The following is a 20,352-nucleotide window of genomic DNA, read 5'->3' as shown; positions in this document are numbered from 1 at the left end:
GTCGACTTGACACTGGCACACAACGCCAGCGGCGACGAGACGCGCTTTCATTTGTAGGCAGTTTGTTCTAACCCGCGCCACAAGCGCGAGAGGTTCGTACGATCGCTACAGAAACTCCGCCGAACGAGTTGCGTCCAGCGTCATTTTGCAAGGTATCTATGGGTGCCCGAATCTATGCCGTGACCGCATGAAAAGGGAAGCAGGGAAACTGTCGCGCAAGGCGTACTTCGTCAGGAAAGAGCATCCGATCAATCTCCAATGGACCTTGAAAGGAATGTTGCATGAATACCGACGCAAGAGGACCTGCAGCAGGTTCGGCATCGGGCCAGCCCACCGGGCCCATCACTGGCGCAGAAATTGTCGTGCGCTGTCTGGCTGAAGAAGGCGTCGAGCACGTCTTTGGTTATCCGGGCGGAGCCGTACTGTATATCTACGACGCCATTTTCCAGCAAAATAAATTCCAGCACGTACTGGTACGCCATGAACAGGCGGCCGTGCACGCTGCTGACGCCTATTCGCGCAGCTCGAACAAGGTTGGCGTGGCCATTGTCACCTCCGGCCCGGGCGTGACCAATGCCGTGACCGGCTTGTCGACCGCGTATATGGATTCGATTCCGATGGTGGTGATCTCCGGCCAGGTGCCGAGCCACGCCATCGGCCAGGACGCCTTCCAGGAATGCGACACCGTGGGCATCACGCGCCCGGTGGTCAAGCACAACTTCCTGGTCAAGGATGTGAAAGACCTGGCGGCAACCATCAAAAAAGCTTTCTTTATCGCCAAGACCGGCCGTCCAGGCCCGGTGCTGGTTGATATTCCGAAAGATATCAGCATGCACAAATGCCATTTCGACTATCCGAAGGAAGTTGAAATGCGCTCCTACCGTCCGGTCGACAAGGGTCACTCGGGCCAGATCCGCAAGGCCGTGCAGCTGCTGCTGCAAGCCGAACGTCCGATGATCTACACGGGCGGCGGCGTGATCCTGGCCAATGCTTCTGACGAGCTCAACAAGCTGGTCGACCGCCTCGGCTTCCCGTGCACCAACACCCTGATGGGCTTGGGCGGCTACCGCGCTTCGAGCGAGCAGTATGTCGGCATGCCCGGCATGCACGGCACCTACGAAGCGAACATGGCGATGCAGAACTGCGACGTGCTGATCGCTATCGGCGCCCGCTTCGACGACCGCGTGATTGGCAATCCGAAACACTTCGCCTCGCATCCGCGCAAGATCATTCACGTCGATATCGACCCATCGTCGATTTCCAAACGCGTCAAGGTCGATATTCCCATCGTGGGCAACGTCAAGGATGTGCTGATCGAGTTCCTGGCGCAGCTGGACGCGGCAGAAGCGAAGCCGAACGTCAATGCGCTCAGCAACTGGTGGAAGCAGATCGCCGACTGGCGTGGCCGCGACTGCCTGAAATACCCGGGCTCGGACCTGGTGATCAAGCCGCAGTCGGTGGTCGAAAAAGTCTGCCAGATTACCAATGGCGACGCCTTTATCACGTCCGACGTGGGCCAGCACCAGATGTGGGCTGCGCAGTACTACCGCTTCAACAAGCCGCGTCGCTGGATCAATTCGGGCGGCCTGGGCACCATGGGTGTCGGCCTGCCGTACGCCATGGGCGTTCAGATGGCCAATCCTGACGCCACCGTGGCCTGCATCACGGGCGAAGGCTCGATCCAGATGTGCATCCAGGAGCTCGCCACGTGCAAGCAGTATCACCTGACGCCGAAGATTATCATGCTCAACAACCGTTTCCTCGGCATGGTGCGCCAGTGGCAGCAGATCGATTACGGTTCGCGCTATTCCGAGTCCTATATGGATTCGCTGCCGGATTTTGAAAAGCTGGCCGAGGCCTATGGCCACGTGGGCATGAAGATTGAAAAACCGGGCGACGTTGACGGCGCCCTGAAAGAAGCATTTGGCATGAAGGACCGGCTGGTGTTCATGAACTTTATTACCGACCAGTCTGAAAACGTGTGGCCAATGGTGAAAGCCGGCAAAGGCTTGTCCGAAATGATGCTCGGCTCGGAGGACCTCTGATCATGCGCCATATTATTTCTGTCTTGCTGGAAAACGAAGCCGGCGCCCTGTCGCGCGTGGTCGGCCTGTTCTCGGCCCGCGGCTACAACATCGAAACGCTGACCGTGGCGCCGACCGAAGACGCGACGCTGTCGCGCATGACGATCGTCACCAGCGGCTCAGACGACATCATCGAGCAGATCACCAAGCACCTGAACCGCCTGATCGAGGTGGTCAAGGTGGTTGATCTGACCGAAGGCCAGCATATCGAACGCGAACTGATGCTGATCAAGGTGCGTGCGGTCGGCAAGGAGCGCGAGGAAATGAAGCGCACCGCCGATATTTTCCGTGGCCGCATTATCGACGTGACCGAAAAGAGCTACACGATCGAACTGACCGGCAACAAGGTCAAGCTTGACGCGTTTATCGATTCGATCGACCGCGCCTCGATCCTGGAAACGGTACGCACCGGCGGCTCGGGTATCGGCCGCGGCGAACGCATCCTCAAAGTATAAAAGCGTAGTACTGCGGCACGTGCCGCACCACAGACAAACACAACAAAATATTAGATAGGAAATACCATGAAAGTTTTTTACGACAAAGACGCTGACCTCTCCCTGATCAAAGGCAAAAACGTGGCCATCATCGGCTACGGTTCGCAAGGCCATGCCCACGCGCAAAACCTGAACGATTCGGGCGTCAACGTGACTGTCGGCCTGCGCAAGGGCGGCGCTTCGTGGAACAAGGTTGAGCAGGCTGGCCTGAAAGTGGCGGAAGTCAATGACGCAGTCAAGAACGCCGACGTCATCATGATCTTGCTGCCGGACGAAAACATTGCCCAGGTCTACAACGAGAACATCGCCCCGTTCGCCAAGCAAGGCGCGGTGCTGGCGTTTGCCCACGGCTTTAACGTGCACTACGGCCAGGTCGTGCCACGCGCCGACCTCGACGTGATCATGGTTGCGCCGAAAGCGCCGGGCCACACCGTGCGCGCTACCTACACCCAGGGTGGCGGCGTGCCGCACCTGATCGCCGTGTACCAGGACAAGTCGGGCGTGGCGCGCGATATCGCGCTGTCGTACGCTTCGGCCAACGGCGGCGGCCGTGCCGGCATTATCGAAACGAACTTCCGTGAAGAAACCGAAACCGACCTGTTCGGCGAACAAGCCGTACTGTGCGGCGGCGCCGTCGAACTGATCAAGGCTGGCTTTGAAACCCTGACCGAAGCCGGCTATGCACCGGAAATGGCCTACTTCGAGTGCCTGCACGAACTGAAACTGATCGTCGACCTGATCTATGAAGGTGGTATCGCCAACATGAACTACTCGATCTCGAACAACGCCGAATACGGCGAGTATGTGACCGGCCCGAAAGTGGTGACCTCGGCCACCAAGGACGCCATGCGTCAATGCCTGAAAGACATCCAGACCGGCGAATACGCCAAGTCGTTTATCCTGGAAAACAAGGCCGGTGCACCGACCCTGATCTCGCGCCGCCGCCTGACGGCCGAGCACCAGATCGAAGAAGTCGGCGCCAAACTGCGCGCCATGATGCCATGGATCGCCAAGAACAAAATGGTTGACCAGTCGAAGAACTAAGTTGTTTCTTGATAGCTAGAAGCCGGCGCAAGCCGGCTTTTTTGTATCTGTGCAGCCCGGCATGCATCCAGGCACGCGAACATCGGCTAGAATCAGCATCGTTAAAAATTGCCGGTCACACCATGCTTGTTTTTTCAAAAGTTGTCGTAGGAAACCTCAATCTGGTCAGGCGGCCGTTTTCCGTCGCCATCAGCTGCTGGTTTCTGATTATCGGTTCGCTGGCCTCGCTGGCGTCGGCTTATCTCAGCCGCAACGATCCGGCCATGCATGCATGGATGGCGCGCAGCTTTCTGTCGGTCCCGGTGCAATATGCGATCCTGCTGGGCGGCCTGGGGCTGACGCTGGTGACCGCGCTGGCCATGCTGCAGGGGCATCGCAGTGCGCGCACCGTGTATGTGCTCTGGAGCGTGATCGATATCGGCCTGGCGCTGGCCACGGTGCCGGTCAAAAGCGGCGTGCTGCCCGGTGCGGTGGCGTTTGTGGTGATCTGCGCTTTGTTGTTCAGCCCAGGCGCCAACGGTTATTTCTCGCCGCGCAAGGCGGCCAATGATGCCTGAACAAGATGTCTGACTGACTAGCAGCCCTGGCGTGCGCACGCTTTTGGTGCGTTTGCTGTAAAATTCCGCCCTTCCTTTGCAGTTGCGCCCGCAACTGCATCTGTTTCGGTTTCTGCCGACCGCAACGTGCATTACCCGCGCCGTAACAATTCCGGCAGCACGCCAGGCGCCAAGCCTGCGTCTTCAGAAAGACCCACATGACTGACCGTTTTACCGCCACGGTGCCCCTGACAGGCGCTGACAGATTTTCTATTCCTCAACGCTTCCCGCTGGCCGGCCTGCTGGCGTTGGCCATGACCGCCTTTATCGCCATCCTGGCCGAAACCCTGCCGGCCGGGCTGCTGCCGCAAATCGCCCAGGGTCTCGGCATTTCCGAAGTGATAACCGGCCAGCTGGTGACCGCCTACGCGGTCGGCTCGATCCTGACCGCCATACCGCTGACGGCCATGACGGCCAGCTGGCGCCGCCGCAAGGTGCTGCTGCTGGCCGTTGGCGGCTTTCTTGTCTTCAATACCGTAATGGTATTTGCACCCAATTACACCGTGGCGCTGGTGTCGCGTTTTTTTGCCGGCATGGCTGCCGGTTTGGCATGGGGACTGATGGCCGGCTACGCGCGGCGCATGGTCAGCGTCGACCAGCAGGGCAGGGCGATGGCGATTGCCATGATCGGCACGCCGCTGGCGCTGTCGCTGGGCGTGCCGCTGGGCACCCTGATGGGTGGCGTGCTGGGCTGGCGTGCGATTTTTGCCGTGATGTCGGGCCTGGCCGTCATCCTCGTTGGCTGGATACTGGTGGCCGTGCCCGATTATGCAGGCCAGAAGCAGGGCGAGCGCCCTGGTATTGCCCAGGTATTCATGACGCCGGGCGTGCGCCCCATCCTGGCGGTGATCGTGGCGTGGATGCTGGCGCATAATATTCTCTATACCTATATCGCGCCGTTCCTGGCACCGTCCGGTCTGCGCGCACGCGTCGACCTGGTGCTGCTGGTGTATGGCGCAGGCTCGCTGGCTGGCATCTGGCTGGTCAGCCGCCTGATCGACCGCTGGCTGCGCAAGCTGGTGCTGGGCAGCATCGCCGCCTTTGCCGCGATTGCCGTGGCGCTGGGGCTGGCGATGGACCAGCCACTGGTTATTTACTTCGTCATGGTGATCTGGGGCATGACTTTTGGCGGCGCCGGCACGCTGCTGCAAACGGCTTCGGCCGACGCGGCCGGCAATGGCATGGATGTGGCGCAGGCGATGGTGGCCACCATCTGGAACGTGGCCATCGCAGGCGGCGGCCTGGCCGGCGGCATGCTGCTCGAGCATCTTGGCGCAGCTTCCTTTCCTTGGGCCATGCTCGCTTTGCTGCTGGTGGCGTTGATGATCGCCTGGGGCGCACGCCGCAGTTTCAAGCCGGGCCGGCGTACCGGCGGCGTGGTTGGCGGTCATTGAGTTCACCGAATGTGAGCAGACTGTGGCAATTGTGACGATTTGTTAATTTGCGCCACAGGAAAGTTCTGGACGTTAGAATCTACCCAGTTTGACAAGTTTCTAAAATGAAATAGGGCGTCCAGAAGACCCTGTTTGTATCCAACCACCAAGGAGAAGTATCCATGACCGTGATGAAATCCGTACTGGTTGCCGCCGCAGCCACCGTTGCCCTGTCCGCACAAGCGCAAAGCCTGCCGACCACTGGCACACTGGTAGTGGTGCCCGCGTTTGGCGAAGTCAAGCATGTCAACGATCAGGTGGTGGCCACGCTGGCCATCGAAGAGCAGGACAAGGACAAGGCTGCCGCCGCCTCGCGCGTCAACCAGAAGATGAACAAGGGTGTGTCCATCGTCAAGCAGGCCGATCCTTCGGCAGTGCTGAAATCGTACGGCTATTACACCTATCCGGTCTATCCGGAAGACCAGCCGCTGCCAGCTGGCGCCGTGGCCAAGCCGCGCGTGCCGACTTCGTGGCGCGTGGGCCAGTACCTGGAAGTGAAAACCACCAACCTGACCGCGTTGCCAAAAACCGTGGCAGCGGCGCAGAACGTGCTGACGTTGAACGGCCTGAACTTCGGCCTGAAGCCGGAAACCATCCGCCAGCTCGATGATCAGCGCATTGCCGCGACCTACAAGAATCTCAACGAGCGCATCGCCTCGATCGCACGCGCCATGGGCCGCAATGTGTCGGACGCCGTGCTCGATACGGTTGACTTTGAAGGCTCCGGCAACTATGCCAACGAATCGCGCGCCGCTGCCGCACCGATGATGATGCGATCGAAAATGGCTGACGACAACGCCGTGGCCGAACCAAGCTTCGAGCCGGGCGAGACCACGCTCGATATGCGTGTGGTAGGCAAGGTGAAATTCAAGTAATCAGTTTTTGCACAGATGCAATCATGGGGCTTTCGGGCCCCATAATTGTTTCTGGTATCGGATCTGACGCCTGATCTGCCGTTTCGCGCCGGCTCCTGTTGGTTGCAATCGACTTGCACCTGGCAGAGGGCAGTAATATTGTCAGGAAGGTTGTGGCGCGCTATTCTTTGGCCTTGTCTCCTCTATAATGGCGAGATCGGCGACTGCCATTGCGTGCAGCCGCCAGGCCCGATTACCAGCAGTACACAAGAAATGGATCAACATGGCAAACTTTCCCCGTCGTCGCGGCAAGAACGGCGCACCCGCAGTCTCCAAAGCGTCGCGCTTCAGTAAATTCGTGCGCCAGCCGGTGGCCGATGGCGCCGGCAAGAAAACCTTGCGCCGGCGCGGCATCTACCTGTTGCCCAACGCCTTTACGACGGCGGCCCTGTTCTGCGGTTTCTACGCCATCGTGATGGCCATGAACCAGCGCTTCGAGCATGCGGCGTGGGCCATCTTTATCGCCATGATCCTCGATGGACTCGATGGCCGCATCGCGCGCCTGACCAATACCCAGAGCGAGTTTGGCGCCCAGTACGACAGCCTGTCCGACATGGTCTCGTTTGGCGCCGCGCCGGCGCTGGTGATCTATGAATGGTCGCTGCGCGGCATGGGCAAGCTGGGCTGGCTGGCCGCGTTTGTCTATTGCGCCGGCGGCGCACTGCGCCTGGCGCGCTTCAATACCAATATCGCGGTGGTCGACAAGCGCTTCTTCCAGGGCCTGCCCAGCCCGGCAGCTGCTGCCATGGTGGCCGGTTTTATCCTGCTGATGAACGACCTTGACGTATCGGGCAAGCAACTGGGCTGGGTCTCGTGGGCCATTGCCCTGTTTGCCGGCCTGACCATGGTCACCAACGTGCCGTTCTACAGCTTCAAGGACGTCAATTTCCGCAAGTCGGTGCCGTTTATCGTGGTGTTCCTGCTGGCGCTGTTCTTTGCGCTGATCTCGATCGACCCACCCAAGGTGCTGTTCCCGATCTTTGTGGCCTACGGCCTGTCCGGCTATGCGGTGTTCTTCTGGCGCATGGCCAAGGGCAAGCCGGTCAGCATTGTGCAGGTGGATCACGAGCATTGAGGGCACGCCTGATCCTGGTGCAGCAACGTAGGTCGGATTAGGCCGCGCCGCGCAGGCCCCGCAGGGGCCGTAATCCGACAACATTGTTGGCGCCGCGGGTGTTGTCGGATTACGGCCCGAAGGGCCTAATCCGACCTACGCTCTTCATGCGCGCTGCCGGTCACCAGAAAAACCTCTTCTCCTCCCTGTCCGGATCGGGCCCATTGAGCATCTGGCGCACGATACCGGCATCGTCAAAGTGCACATGCATCATCGAATCCCATACGCCTGACTCCTTGTAGCGATACGACCATACGTGCAGCCGGGTCAGCGACAGGTAGGATTTCTCGGTCGGCTTGCCCAGCAGATGCAGCACATCTTGCTGATTGGAAACGCCAATCTTCACGCGCGCAAAGCCGGTCGTGTCGAGTACCTGTTCGTAGGAAGTCAAGCGCTGGTCGGGGCCGAAACGCACCATCCAGGTCTTCTGGCCATAGGGGCCGGTGGCGTATTCCAGTTCCGGGCCTTGCGGCAACTGATAGATATTGGTAGGCGGCCCCAGCCGCGCTTCGACAGCGGCACGCGGCTCGCCCACTTGCGGTGGTGCGCCATCCAGACCTGCGCAGGCAGCCAAGCTGGCTGACAGCGCAAGTGTGGCCAATTTGCTTGAAATGTTCATGCTGGGCTCCTGAAATGCGGTAAAACGCCATCATGCGCCAGAAAAGCGCGCATCGCAGGATACACACGCCACTTTTTCCGCTATACTTGCGCCTCTGGGTTTTTGCCCAGGTTTTTTTAATCGTAGTTCACGGTGGATAGGGTCGAGACTCTTTGCACCGCATGTGAAAGGTTTATCATGACAGTAGAGAACATCAACAAAGCCGCTATCATCGCGGACAACGCCCGTGGCCAAAACGACACCGGCTCGCCTGAAGTGCAAGTTGCACTGCTGACCGCTCGTATCAACGAACTGAACGGCCACTTCAAAGCCCACTCGAAAGACCACCACTCGCGCCGCGGCCTGATCATGATGGTCAACCGTCGCAAGAGCCTGTTGTCCTACCTGAAGGCTAAAGACGCTACCCGTTATCGCGACCTGATCGCTAAACTCGGTCTGCGCAAGTAATTCTTGCCGTACAAGGTTTAACCAGAAATGCCTGCGCCAGTTCGCTGACGCGGGCATTTTGTCATTTGAAGATCGGTTTTCTGCCAGTAAAGTATTGTGTGCGGGCGGAATTGTGTCAGCATCCGGTAGCAAAATGGTAAAGTAGGAAAGGCGGCAACCCCTGGCGCCTGTGGTGAGGTGAACGACAGCTCCTGAAAATCTGTCGGCAATTAAAAAGGGATACCCCAATGTTTAATAAAGTTACGAAAACCTTCCAGTACGGTCAACATCAAGTGACCCTGGAAACCGGCGAAATCGCGCGTCAGGCATCGGGCGCCGTGCTGGTGTCGATCGAAGATACCGTTGTGCTGGCAACCGTGGTGGCGCGCAAAGACGCCAAGCCAGGCCAGGACTTCTTCCCTTTGACGGTAGACTACGTCGAAAAAACCTACGCTGCCGGCAAGATTCCAGGCGGCTTCTTCAAGCGTGAAGGCCGTCCTTCCGAAAAAGAAACGCTGACCTCGCGCCTGATCGACCGTCCGATTCGTCCGCTGTTCCCTGAAGGCTACCTGAACGAAGTGCAAGTGATTATTCACGTGCTGTCGGTCAATCCTGAAATCGATCCTGATATCGCCGCCATGATCGGCGCTTCGGCTGCCCTGTGCGTGTCGGGCGTGCCATTCAATGGCCCGATCGGTGCTGCCCGCGTTGGCTACGCCAATGGCCAGTACATCCTGAACCCGACCGTCCAGCAACTGAAAACGTCGCAAATGGACCTGGTGGTTGCCGGTACCGAAACGGCCGTGCTGATGGTTGAATCGGAAGCGCAACAGCTGTCCGAAGAAATCATGCTGGGCGCCGTGGTGTTTGGCCATGACCAGATGAAAGTGGTGATCGATGCGATCCATGATCTGGTGCGTGACGGCGGCAAGCCGGAAGTGGAATGGGCGCCTGCGCCGAAGAACGAATCGCTGATCGCCCGCGTTGAACACTTCGCCAAGGCCAAGATCAACGACGCGTATCAAACCAAAGACAAGCAGGAGCGTACGGCCAAGCTGAAAACAGCCACCGCCGAAGTGATCGCCGACCTGACGGCTGAAGCGGCTATGGCCGGCGGCTCGGTCGACAGCGCTGAAGTCAACAACATCCTGTTCGATATCGAAGCGAAAATCGTGCGCACCCAGATCCTGGACGGCGAGCCACGCATCGACGGCCGTGATACCCGCACCGTACGTCCGATCTCGATTCGCACCAGCGTGCTGCCACGTACACACGGTTCGGCCCTGTTTACCCGCGGTGAAACGCAGGCACTGGTGGTCGCTACCCTCGGTACCGCACGCGACAGCCAGAAGATCGATGCACTGATGGGCGAATTTACCGATTCGTTCATGCTGCATTACAACATGCCACCGTTCGCCACCGGCGAAACGGGCCGCGTCGGTACGCCCAAGCGTCGTGAAATCGGCCACGGCCGCCTGGCCAAGCGTGCGCTGATCGCTGCACTGCCACCGGAAGAAGAATTCAGCTACTCGGTGCGCCTGGTATCGGAAATTACCGAATCGAACGGTTCGTCGTCGATGGCTTCGGTCTGCGGCGGCTGCCTGGCGCTGATGGACGCTGGCGTGCCGATGAAAGAGCACGTGGCTGGTATCGCCATGGGCCTGATCAAGGAAGGCGGCAAGTTTGCCGTGCTGTCCGACATCTTGGGCGACGAAGATCACCTGGGCGACATGGACTTCAAAGTAGCCGGTACCCGCAACGGTATCACCGCGCTGCAGATGGACATCAAGATCATGGGCATCACCAAGGAAATCATGCAAGTGGCACTGGCGCAAGCCAAGGAAGGCCGCGAGCATATCCTGGGCGAAATGCAAAAAGCCATGCCAACGGTGAAAACCGAACTGTCCGATTTCGCACCGCGCCTGATCACCATCAAGATCAACCCGGAAAAAATCCGTGACGTGATCGGCAAGGGCGGCGCCGTCATTCGCGCGTTGACCGAAGAGACCGGTACCCAGATCGACATCAGCGACGAAGGCGTGGTCACCATCGCTTCCGTCGATGCTGCCGCCGGCCAGGAAGCCAAGCGCCGCATCGAAGAGCTGACCGCGTCGGTTGAAGTGGGCAAGACCTACGAAGGCACCGTACTGAAATTGCTGGACTTCGGCGCCATCGTGCAAGTAATGCCAGGCAAAGACGGCCTGCTGCATATCTCGCAGATCGCCAACGAGCGCGTCAACGCCGTGGCCGACTACCTGAAAGAAGGCCAGCTGGTGCGCGTGAAAGTGCTGGAAACGGATGACCGCGGTCGTCTGAAGCTGTCGATGAAAGCTGCCGAAGGCGGCGAAGCGCCAGCTGCTCAGTAATCGTTCTCAGTAGTACTGCTTACTACCGGCCAGTCCGGTATTAGCGAGAAAACCGCCAGTGCGCAAGCCTGGCGGTTTTTTTATTTGCTTTTGTTGTTTCGTGGTAATTTTTGGTTGGTATTTCTTGACGACAAAATTTTATTCCGTAAGGATGGTGCATCTCCTCAACTTTATTTCTTACAGGGTGCGCCATGCTGTCATCTCTTAAGGCGCGGCTGATTGCCATCGCCGTCTCCATTGTCGTGCTGGCCATGCTGGCCGTGGCGATTGCCAACTTCTTTACCACGCGCAGCAGTACCCTGGCAGCGCTCGATACACAGATGCTGCAGCTGTCGCACAGTCATGCGGCGGCGATTGGCGAGTGGCTGCGTGCCAAGCAGGCCATCGTCACCTCGATGAAAGAGGGCGCACAGCTGCCCGACCCGTTGCCGACGCTCAAGATGGCGGAGAAAGCCGGCACCTTCGATATCGCCTATGTCGGCCTGGCCGACAAGCGCTACTTCTTTTCGCAGGAGCGCAAGCGCGCCGCCGATTACGATCCGACCGCGCGCCCCTGGTACCAGCAGGCCGCCACTGCGGGCGCGCCGGTGATTACGCCGCCGTATATCGGCGCCAGCACCGGCAAGCTGGTGGTGACGTTTGCCGAACCGCTGGGCGGCAAGGGTGGCGTGGCTGGCGTGCTGGCAGCTGACGTAATGATGGACGCTGTCGTGCAGAACGTGGCCTCGATCAAGCCGACGCCGGCCAGCTACGCCTTCCTGATCGATGGCGGCGGCAAGATCATCGCCCATCCGGACAGCAAGCTGACCTTGAAGCCGCTGGCTGACCTCGATGCCGGCATGACGCCGCAGACCCTGTCCGGCATCGAGCAGAGCGGCGCCGGTGGCGACGTACGCCTCGATGGCCGCGCCGGCATTTTGCATGTCAGTAAAGTGCCGGGCAGCGACTGGCTGCTGGTCACCGTGCTGGACCGGGCCGAAGCGACGGCAGCGCTGTCGTCGATGCTGCGCTCTTCCGTACTGGCAGCGGTGCTGGTGCTGGCGCTGGCGTCGTTTGTCTTGAGCGTGCTGGTGGCGCGCGCGCTGCGCCGCCTGGGCCTGGTGCGCGATGCGATGGAGGCGATTGCCGTCGGCGATGGTGACCTGACCAGCCGCCTGGACGCCACCGGCCAGGACGAGCTGGCGCAGATCGCCAGGGCCTTCAACCAGTTCGTCGAAAAGATCGCCACCGTGCTGGTGCAGATTCGCAGCATCAGCACGCTGGTGCGCAGCGAATCGGCCGATATTGCCGCCGGTAACGCCGATCTGTCTTCGCGCACGGAAGCGCAGGCCGGCGCGCTCGAGCAGACGGCCAGTTCGATGGACGAGTTGACCTCGACCGTGAAACAAAATGCTGAAAACGCCCAAGCCGCCAATGAACTGGCGCTGTCCGCTTCCAGCGTGGCGGCCAAGGGCGGCCAGGTGGTGCAGCAGGTGGTGGGCACGATGGCCGATATCCAGGAAAGCTCGCGCAAGATCGTCGATATTATCGGCGTGATCGACGGCATCGCCTTCCAGACCAATATCCTGGCGCTGAATGCGGCTGTCGAAGCGGCGCGCGCCGGCGAACAGGGGCGCGGCTTTGCGGTGGTGGCGTCGGAAGTACGCAACCTGGCGCAGCGCTCGGCCGGCGCTGCCAAGGAGATCAAGCAACTGATCGGCGACTCGGTGGCCAAGGTCGACGCCGGCGGCCGCCTGGTCGATGAGGCGGGCCAGACCATGGGGCAGGTGGTGGCGTCGGTGCAGCAACTGACCGCCATCATGAGCGAAATCACGGTGGCCAGCCGCGAGCAGAGCGCCGGCATTGGCGAGATCAATACCGCGGTCACGCATATGGACACCATGACCCAGCAAAATGCAGCGTTGGTCGAGCAGGCTGCGGCGGCCGCCGAAAGCCTGCAGGAGCAGGCGGTGGATCTGGCGCAGGCGGTAGGCATGTTCCGCCTGGGCGATACACCGGCGGTGGTGGCAAGCAAGCCGGCACCGGTCCGGGCCGCAGTGGCCGCGCCAGCGTCGCCGGCAGTCAAGGCCAGAGTGCTGCCCAAGCCTGCGCCTGCAGGCAAGACCATCAAGGCCACCAAGGCCATCAAGACCGCCAAGCCTGCGGCTGATGAGTGGGAAGAGTTCTGACGAGCCAGTAACGCCTGGGCTGGCGATTTTGTCAGGCCATGCCGTCAAAATTGCAGTTCGTCGCAATCGGCGCCCCGTCCTGGGGCGCTATGATTATAGTGAACACATTGCCAGCTGGCCTGTCGTTGCGGCCAGCTGTTCCCTATCAGATTTCAAGGAAGTAATATGAACAAGACCCTGCAACTTGCGTTTGCGTTCCTGGCCACCTTCGGCCTGCTTGCCGGCGCTCGCGCCGAGACGCGTTTGCTGGAAATGCGGCCGGTCGACGGCCGCGTGGTGCGCGTCAAGCTCGATGGTGTGATGGAAGTGCGCATACGCCAGGGCAATACGGCATCGCTCAGCATTACCGCCGACAAGCGCTATATTGCCGATATCAGCACGGTGCAAAGCGGCGATACCTTGCATATTGAAACGGAAATACGCGGTTTCAAGGTCAGCCCTTCCTCGATCCGCGCCGAACTGGTGCTGCCCAATCTGCGCGAACTGAGCTCGGAAGGCTTCGGCACCACCGATATTGCCGGCTTTGCCGGCGAGCAGCTCGACCTGTCGCTCGAAGGCGCGGGCAGCATGAAGATCGTGGGCGACTATCGCCGCCTCAATGCCACGCTGGGCGGCGTGGGCAGCATGCAGATATGGGTCGGCAACAACGAGCGCGCCGATCTCGACCTGCAGGGCGCCGGCTCGGTGGTGCTGGGTGGTCGCGGCAAGCTGCTTAAAGCCACCCTGGGCGGCCTGGGTAGCCTGAACGCGCAGCAGTTCCAGTCCGACAGCGTCAATGTGGAATTGAGCGGCCTGGGCAATGCGACCGTCAATGCCGTCAACAATGCCAAACTCAATCTGAGCGGCCTCGGTTCGGTGGTGGTGTACGGCAAGCCGGCCACGCGCGATGTCAGTGTCGACGGCCTTGGCAAAGTCAGCTGGAAATAGACTGAGTCGGCAAATAAGGGCGTCCTGCAAGTTGCCAGGATAAGTATCAACGTCAGAGACCATCCTCAACCCGATGAAAAAACTGATCATTGCACTATTGATGCTGTACGCGATACAGCAGCCGGCCTGGGCCGGTTTTACCGAAGGCGCCAGCGCCTACAATAACAAGAACTATGCACTGGCCTACAAGGAAATTTTGCCGCTGGCCAAGGCCGGCAACGCCGACGCCCAGCATCTGCTGGGCCTGATGTACTACATGGGACGCGGCTTGCCGCAGGACTACAAGCAGGCCATGTTCTGGCACCGCAAGGCGGCCGACCAGGGCAAGGCCGACGCCCAGTATGTGGTGGGCGCCATGTATTACACCGGTAACGCGGTGTTGCAGGACCACAAGCAGGCGGTGGCCTGGTTTCGCAAGGCAGCCGAACAGAACCATGCCGATGCGCAGCAGGTGCTGGGCCTGATGTACCGCTATCAGATGGGTGGGGTGCAGCAGGACAACGTGATCGCCTATATGCTGTGGAATCTGTCGGCCGCCAGTGGCAACGCCAACGCTGCCGAACAGCGTGCGGCCGTGGTGCGCAAGATGACCCATGAGCAGGTCGAGGAAGGCCAGGCCTTGTCGAGCAAATGGAAGCCGGGCACGCCGTTGCCGCGCAGCTCGAAAACCGGCGCGCCATAGCCGCTGGCGTGCGCCGGCAGGGTGGGGCGGCTTGGCGTACAATCGGCCTTTTGCATGAAAGAGGTCCGTATGCGCGCAGTTGAAATCACCGAACCAGGCCCGTCCGATGTGCTGCAGATCGCCGAGCGGCCCGCGCCGCAATGGTCAGCCGGCCAGTTGCTGATCCAGGTGCAGGCGGCCGGCATCAACCGTCCCGACGTGCTGCAGCGGCTCGGCAAGTATGCGCCGCCTGATGGTGCCTCCGATATTCCGGGTCTGGAAGTGGCTGGCGTCGTGGTCGATGGCGACCTCGACGGCTCGCCGTTCAACAAAGGCGACCTGGTCTGCGCGCTGGTGCAGGGCGGTGGCTATGCCGAGTATTGTGTTGCGCCGATTGGCCAGTGCCTGCCGCTGCCCAAAGGGCTGACTGCGCTCGAAGGCGCTTCCCTGCCGGAAAACTTCTTTACCGTCTGGAGCAATGTATTTGACCGCTGTGCATTGTCTGACGGCGAGACGCTGTTGGTGCAAGGTGGCACCTCCGGCATTGGCGTGACCGCCATCCAGCTGGCCAGCGCACTCGGCCACCGCGTGTTTGCCACGGCAGGCAGCGATGACAAGGCGCGCGCCTGCGAAGCGCTGGGCGCCGAACGCGGCATCAATTACCGCAGCGAAGATTTCGTGGCGGTGGTCAAGCAACTGACCGATGGCAAAGGTGTCGATGTGATCCTCGACATGGTGGGTGGCGACTACCTGCCGCGCGAGATCGAGTGCTTGGCCAACGATGGCCGCATCGGCCTGATCGCCGTGCAGGGCGGCACCAAAGCCACGCTCGACATGGGCCAGCTGTTGAGCCGCCGCCTGACCGTGACCGGTTCGACCTTGCGTCCGCGTTCGGTGGCGTTCAAAACCGCAGTGGCGCGGCATCTGCTGCAAACGGTCTGGCCGCTGATCGAGGCAGGCAAGATCAAGCCGGTGATCTACAAGACTTTCCCGCTGGAAAAAGCCAATGAGGCCCATGCGCTGATGGAATCGAGCACGCACGTGGGCAAGATCATGTTGCAAGTTGCCTGAAATGCGATGCCCTTCGTTTGACCGGCCACAATGGCGGCGGTAGAATGACGGGTTATTAAAATTTAGGCTACTACCATGCGTCGCAAGCTCGTCGTAGGAAATTGGAAAATGAATGGCAGCCTGGCCGCCAACGCGGCCCTGTTGTCGGAAGTGGTGGCCGGACTGGCTGGCGCCAAAGCGGCCAGCGCAGTGTGCGTGCCGGCGCCGTACCTGGCGCAGTGCCAGGCGCAGCTGGCCGGCTCGGCCCTGGGCTGGGGCGCGCAGGATGTCTCAAGCCACGCCAGCGGCGCCTACACGGGCGAAGTGTCGGTATCCATGTTGCAGGATTTTGCCTGCAGCCATGTGATTATCGGCCACTCCGAACGCCGTGCTTACCATGGTGAAACCGATGCCCAGGTGGCCGCCAAGACGGTGGTGGCGCTGGCTGCTGGCATCACGCCGATTGTCTGCATCGGCGAAACGCTGGCGCAGCGCGAAGCAGGGCAGACCGGCGCGGTAGTGGCCGAACAGCTGGGCGCCGTGCTGGACGCCATCGGCGCCGACGATATTGCAAAAATCGTGCTCGCTTATGAGCCGGTCTGGGCAATTGGTACCGGCAAGACGGCCACGCCGCAAATGGCGCAGGACGTGCACCAGGTGCTGCGCGAGCAGTTGGCAACAAAGAATGCAGCAGCGGCTGGCGGCGTACAGATCCTGTACGGCGGCAGCATGAAGCCGGACAACGCCAAAGAATTGCTGGCCATGCCAGATATCGATGGCGGCCTGATTGGCGGTGCGGCATTGAAGGCGGGCGATTTCCTGGCGATTATTCGCGCCGCTGATTGAATTACTTTAAACTGAGAATGGAATTGCAATGAACATGATGTTCAATCTGGTAGTGGTAGTACAGGTTATTTCGGCATTGTCGATTATCGCGCTGGTGCTGCTGCAGCACGGCAAGGGCGCCGATATGGGTGCGGCTTTCGGTTCGGGCGCTTCGGGCAGCCTGTTTGGCGCCACCGGCTCGTCGAACTTCATGTCGAAGTCGACCGGCGTGGCCGCCGCCATCTTCTTCGGCGCCACGCTGGCGCTGTCGCTGATGGCCAATCAGCGCGCCACCACGGTGGGCGGCGGCGTGATGGATAAAGTCACCAAGCCGGTACCAACGACCGGCGCTGGCGCGATTCCTTCGACCGCACCTGCGCCAGCTGCGCCTGTCACGGGCGTGCCTGCATCGACCCTGCCAGCAGCACCGGCCGCAGCAGCACCAGCAACGCCAGCAGGTACGATTCCTAAATAAATAGTGATGAATTGCGAGTAATTCTCATTACGAGCAGATTATTGCTCAATGTTTTAGCAGTAGAGTAGGAAAAAGCTGTACAGGCTGCAAGAATGTAAAAATTTCTCGTTTTTATCTGCGATTTAATGCATTTGTGCATTAACTTTAGCAACAAAGCAGAGTAGAATACGGGCCTTACCGCCGACGTGGTGAAATTGGTAGACACGCTATCTTGAGGGGGTAGTGGCGCAAGCTGTACGAGTTCGAGTCTCGTCGTCGGCACCAGAAATCAGAAGCCAGCAACGGCGCATGAGCCATGGCTCATACAAAGTTGCTGGCTTTTTTTACGAGGATGTGTCGTTCGATCCTGGTCTAGCCTTTGATTGGGGTCGGGCGTTAAATACGCTGCAGCTGATCGCAGCGTCCTCATTTAACCGATCGTTCAACATAAGCGTATCAATCGTGAACCTCGAAAATTACTTCCCCGTCCTGCTGTTCATTCTTATCGGCCTTGGCGTCGGTATCGCCCCCCAGGTCCTTGGGCGGCTGTTAGGGCCTCACCGTCCTGACGCAGCAAAACTCTCCCCGTACGAATGTGGTTTTGAAGCATTCGAAGACGCGCGCATGAAGTTTGATGTGCGCTACTATCTGGTCGCAATCCTGTTTATTTTGTTCGATCTGGAAACGGCATTCTTTTTCCCATGGGGCGTGGCAATGCGCGACCTGGGCTGGGCCGGTTTCGTCACAATGATGGTGTTCATCGCCGAATTCGTGGTCGGATTTTGGTACATTTGGAAGAAAGGTGCCCTTGACTGGGAATAAGCCATGGCTATTGAAGGCGTATTAAGCGAAGGTTTCATCACCACCTCGGCCGACAAGCTGATCAACTGGGCGCGTACCGGGTCGATGTTCCCGATGACGTTCGGTCTGGCCTGCTGTGCGGTTGAAATGATGCACGTGGGCGCAGCCCGTTACGATATGGACCGTTTTGGCGTCGTGTTCCGTCCGTCGCCACGTCAGTCCGACGTCATGATTGTTGCCGGCACGCTGTGCAACAAGATGGCGCCGGCACTGCGCAAGGTCTACGATCAGATGTCCGAGCCGCGCTGGGTCATCTCGATGGGTTCCTGCGCCAACGGCGGCGGTTACTATCATTATTCCTACTCTGTGGTGCGCGGTTGCGACCGCATCGTGCCTGTCGACGTGTATGTGCCTGGCTGCCCTCCAACAGCTGAAGCGCTGCTGTACGGCATCATGCAGCTGCAGAACAAGATCAAGCGTACCAGCACGATCGCACGCTAACCGGGCCGCTTCAGATTATGACTACACATTTAGAAGTTTTGCAAAACGCCCTCGGCACTGCCCTGGGCGAACGCGTTACGACCACCGTGACGCTTGGTGAAGTCACGCTGGTCGTGAAAGCCGAAGACTACCTGGCCGTGATGCAGACCCTGCGCGACGATCCGAGCCTGCATTTCGAGCAGCTGCTCGACCTGTGCGGCGTCGATTATTCGACCTACGGTGATGGTATCTGGGAAGGGCCGCGCTTTGCGGCCGTTTCGCATTTGCTGTCGGTCAAGCACAACTGGCGCGTGCGCGTGCGCGTGTTCGCACCCGACGACGACATGCCGCTGCTGCCATCGGTGGTCGGTATCTGGCGCTCGGTCAACTGGTACGAGCGCGAAGCGTTTGACCTGCTGGGCATCCTGTTCGAAGGCCATAACGACTTGCGTCGCCTGCTGACCGATTACGGCTTTATCGGCCATCCGTTCCGCAAGGACTTCCCGGTTTCCGGCTATGTCGAGATGCGTTACGACCCGGAACAGAAGCGCGTGATCTATCAGCCTGTGACCATCGAGCCACGGGAAAACGTGCCGCGCGTGATCCGCGAAGAACAATACGGGATGAAATAATGGCTGAGATTAAGAATTACACCCTGAACTTTGGGCCACAGCATCCGGCCGCGCACGGTGTGCTGCGCCTGGTGCTCGAGCTCGATGGCGAAGTCATCCAGCGCGCCGACCCGCACATCGGCCTGCTGCACCGCGCTACCGAGAAGCTGGCCGAGCAGAAGACTTATCTGCAATCGGTGCCGTATATGGACCGTCTCGACTACGTGTCGATGATGTGCAACGAGCACGCCTATGTGATGGCGATCGAGAAGCTGCTGAACGTGGAAGTGCCGCTGCGCGCGCAATATATCCGCGTGATGTTCGACGAGATCACCCGCATCCTGAATCACCTGATGTGGCTGGGCGCGCATGCGCTCGACGTCGGTGCGATGGGCCCGTTCCTGTACTGCTTCCGCGACCGCGAAGACCTGTTCGACTGCTACGAAGCGGTCTCTGGCGCGCGCATGCACGCAGCCTACTACCGTCCGGGCGGCGTTTACCGCGACCTGCCGGACGCCATGCCGCAGCACAAGGCCTCGATCATCCGCAACGCCAAGGCGATTGCCAAGCTGAACGAAAACCGCCAGGGTTCGCTGCTGGACTTTATTGAAGACTTCACGCGCCGTTTCCCGACCTATGTCGACGAATACGAAACGCTGCTGACCGACAACCGTATCTGGAAACAGCGTACCGTCGGCATCGGCGTGGTTTCGCCGGAAGATGCGCTGGCGATGGGCTTTACCGGCGCCATGCTGCGCGGTTCGGGCGTCAAGTGGGATCTGCGCAAGCAGCAGCCGTACGAAGTGTACGACCTGATGGACTTCGACATTCCTATCGGCACCAACGGCGACTGCTACGACCGCTACCTGGTCCGCGTGGAAGAGCTGCGCCAGTCGAACCGCATCATCAAGCAATGCGTCGAGTGGCTGCGCAACAATCCAGGTCCTGTCATGACCAGCAACCGCAAGGTGGCGCCTCCGGGCCGGGTCGACATGAAGACCAATATGGAATCCTTGATTCACCACTTCAAGCTGTTTACCGAAGGCTTCCACGTGCCGCCAGGCGAAGCGTACAGCGCGGTCGAGCATCCGAAGGGCGAGTTCGGCATCTACCTGGTGTCCGATGGTGCCAACAAGCCGTACCGCATGAAACTGCGCGCGCCCGACTTCGCTCACCTGCAGTCGCTCGATGAAATGGCCCGCGGACACATGATTGCCGACGCCGTGACCATTATCGGTACGCAAGATATCGTGTTCGGCAGTATTGACCGCTAAGAGGCAAAACA

General features: G+C 59.9%; 20 protein-coding genes and 1 tRNA gene. 20 read left to right on the top strand and 1 reads right to left on the bottom strand.

The window, feature by feature from the left end; translation table 11 throughout:
• The first annotated feature begins 281 nt into the window (after positions 1 to 281).
• The 7 genes from GCM43_RS12780 to pssA all read left to right on the top strand — a co-directional run bounded on the left by GCM43_RS12780 (position 282) and on the right by pssA (position 7,640).
• On the top strand, positions 282 to 2,045 hold the full coding sequence (locus tag GCM43_RS12780; RefSeq protein ID WP_193315610.1) for an acetolactate synthase 3 catalytic subunit: 1,764 nt from the start codon (positions 282 to 284) through the stop codon (positions 2,043 to 2,045).
• A 2-nt stretch (positions 2,046 to 2,047) separates the two neighbouring features.
• Complete coding sequence (gene ilvN, locus GCM43_RS12775; RefSeq protein ID WP_152244821.1) at positions 2,048 to 2,539, top strand: acetolactate synthase small subunit; 492 nt, start codon at positions 2,048 to 2,050, stop codon at positions 2,537 to 2,539.
• A 66-nt stretch (positions 2,540 to 2,605) separates the two neighbouring features.
• Positions 2,606 to 3,622, top strand: coding sequence for a ketol-acid reductoisomerase (gene ilvC, locus GCM43_RS12770; protein ID WP_152244819.1), 1,017 nt, complete (start codon positions 2,606 to 2,608; stop codon positions 3,620 to 3,622).
• A gap of 122 nt (positions 3,623 to 3,744) precedes the next feature.
• Positions 3,745 to 4,179 (top strand): hypothetical protein, encoded by a 435-nt coding sequence (locus GCM43_RS12765; protein ID WP_152244817.1) that lies wholly within the window; start codon positions 3,745 to 3,747, stop codon positions 4,177 to 4,179.
• Positions 4,180 to 4,376: 197 nt separating this feature from the next.
• A complete protein-coding gene (locus GCM43_RS12760; RefSeq protein WP_152244815.1) occupies positions 4,377 to 5,612 on the top strand; it encodes an MFS transporter in 1,236 nt (411 codons plus the stop codon).
• Positions 5,613 to 5,773: 161 nt separating this feature from the next.
• Complete coding sequence (locus GCM43_RS12755; RefSeq protein WP_152244813.1) at positions 5,774 to 6,526, top strand: SIMPL domain-containing protein; 753 nt, start codon at positions 5,774 to 5,776, stop codon at positions 6,524 to 6,526.
• A 262-nt stretch (positions 6,527 to 6,788) separates the two neighbouring features.
• Positions 6,789 to 7,640, top strand: a complete 852-nt coding sequence (pssA, locus tag GCM43_RS12750; RefSeq protein WP_152244811.1) for a CDP-diacylglycerol--serine O-phosphatidyltransferase — start codon at positions 6,789 to 6,791, stop codon at positions 7,638 to 7,640.
• Between the two features lie 160 nt (positions 7,641 to 7,800).
• On the opposite strand, the gene bamE is transcribed toward pssA, so the two are convergent.
• Positions 7,801 to 8,298 carry an outer membrane protein assembly factor BamE domain-containing protein gene (gene bamE / locus GCM43_RS12745; protein WP_152244809.1) on the bottom strand — a complete coding sequence of 166 codons (498 nt, stop codon included), beginning with the start codon at positions 8,296 to 8,298 and terminating at the stop codon, positions 7,801 to 7,803.
• Between the two features lie 177 nt (positions 8,299 to 8,475).
• On the opposite strand from bamE, the gene rpsO reads away from it, so the two are divergent.
• The 13 genes from rpsO (at position 8,476) to GCM43_RS12680 (ending at position 20,341) form a co-directional block, all read left to right on the top strand.
• Positions 8,476 to 8,745 (top strand): 30S ribosomal protein S15, encoded by a 270-nt coding sequence (gene rpsO / locus GCM43_RS12740; RefSeq protein ID WP_010399743.1) that lies wholly within the window; start codon positions 8,476 to 8,478, stop codon positions 8,743 to 8,745.
• A gap of 227 nt (positions 8,746 to 8,972) precedes the next feature.
• A complete protein-coding gene (gene pnp, locus GCM43_RS12735; RefSeq protein ID WP_152244807.1) occupies positions 8,973 to 11,090 on the top strand; it encodes a polyribonucleotide nucleotidyltransferase in 2,118 nt (705 codons plus the stop codon).
• A gap of 191 nt (positions 11,091 to 11,281) precedes the next feature.
• Positions 11,282 to 13,258: a methyl-accepting chemotaxis protein gene (locus GCM43_RS12730; RefSeq protein ID WP_226929469.1), complete on the top strand. Its 1,977-nt coding sequence runs from the start codon at positions 11,282 to 11,284 to the stop codon at positions 13,256 to 13,258.
• A gap of 165 nt (positions 13,259 to 13,423) precedes the next feature.
• On the top strand, positions 13,424 to 14,185 hold the full coding sequence (locus tag GCM43_RS12725) for a GIN domain-containing protein (RefSeq protein ID WP_152244805.1): 762 nt from the start codon (positions 13,424 to 13,426) through the stop codon (positions 14,183 to 14,185).
• A 73-nt stretch (positions 14,186 to 14,258) separates the two neighbouring features.
• Entirely contained in the window at positions 14,259 to 14,867 is a 609-nt protein-coding gene (locus tag GCM43_RS12720) for a tetratricopeptide repeat protein (RefSeq protein WP_152244803.1), read from the top strand.
• A gap of 69 nt (positions 14,868 to 14,936) precedes the next feature.
• Positions 14,937 to 15,917, top strand: coding sequence for an NAD(P)H-quinone oxidoreductase (locus GCM43_RS12715; RefSeq protein ID WP_152244801.1), 981 nt, complete (start codon positions 14,937 to 14,939; stop codon positions 15,915 to 15,917).
• Between the two features lie 75 nt (positions 15,918 to 15,992).
• Entirely contained in the window at positions 15,993 to 16,742 is a 750-nt protein-coding gene (tpiA, locus tag GCM43_RS12710) for a triose-phosphate isomerase (RefSeq protein WP_152244799.1), read from the top strand.
• Between the two features lie 28 nt (positions 16,743 to 16,770).
• Positions 16,771 to 17,196, top strand: a complete 426-nt coding sequence (gene secG, locus GCM43_RS12705; RefSeq protein ID WP_152244797.1) for a preprotein translocase subunit SecG — start codon at positions 16,771 to 16,773, stop codon at positions 17,194 to 17,196.
• A gap of 179 nt (positions 17,197 to 17,375) precedes the next feature.
• Positions 17,376 to 17,460, top strand: a tRNA-Leu gene (locus GCM43_RS12700).
• Between the two features lie 177 nt (positions 17,461 to 17,637).
• Complete coding sequence (locus GCM43_RS12695; protein ID WP_152245192.1) at positions 17,638 to 17,997, top strand: NADH-quinone oxidoreductase subunit A; 360 nt, start codon at positions 17,638 to 17,640, stop codon at positions 17,995 to 17,997.
• A 3-nt stretch (positions 17,998 to 18,000) separates the two neighbouring features.
• Positions 18,001 to 18,477, top strand: coding sequence for a NuoB/complex I 20 kDa subunit family protein (locus tag GCM43_RS12690; protein WP_152244795.1), 477 nt, complete (start codon positions 18,001 to 18,003; stop codon positions 18,475 to 18,477).
• 17 nt (positions 18,478 to 18,494) lie between these two features.
• Positions 18,495 to 19,088: an NADH-quinone oxidoreductase subunit C gene (locus GCM43_RS12685; RefSeq protein WP_152244793.1), complete on the top strand. Its 594-nt coding sequence runs from the start codon at positions 18,495 to 18,497 to the stop codon at positions 19,086 to 19,088.
• The gene (locus GCM43_RS12680) at positions 19,088 to 20,341 is read left to right on the top strand and encodes an NADH-quinone oxidoreductase subunit D (protein WP_152244791.1); all 1,254 of its coding nucleotides are present in this window, start codon (positions 19,088 to 19,090) and stop codon (positions 20,339 to 20,341) included. Before GCM43_RS12685 ends, GCM43_RS12680 begins: the two co-directional genes overlap by 1 nt.
• Positions 20,342 to 20,352: the final 11 nt, after the last annotated feature.

It is taken from the genome of Janthinobacterium aquaticum (genome assembly GCF_009208565.1).
GTDB lineage: Bacteria > Pseudomonadota > Gammaproteobacteria > Burkholderiales > Burkholderiaceae_D > Janthinobacterium.
This window is presented reverse-complemented; position numbering and strand designations above follow the sequence as displayed.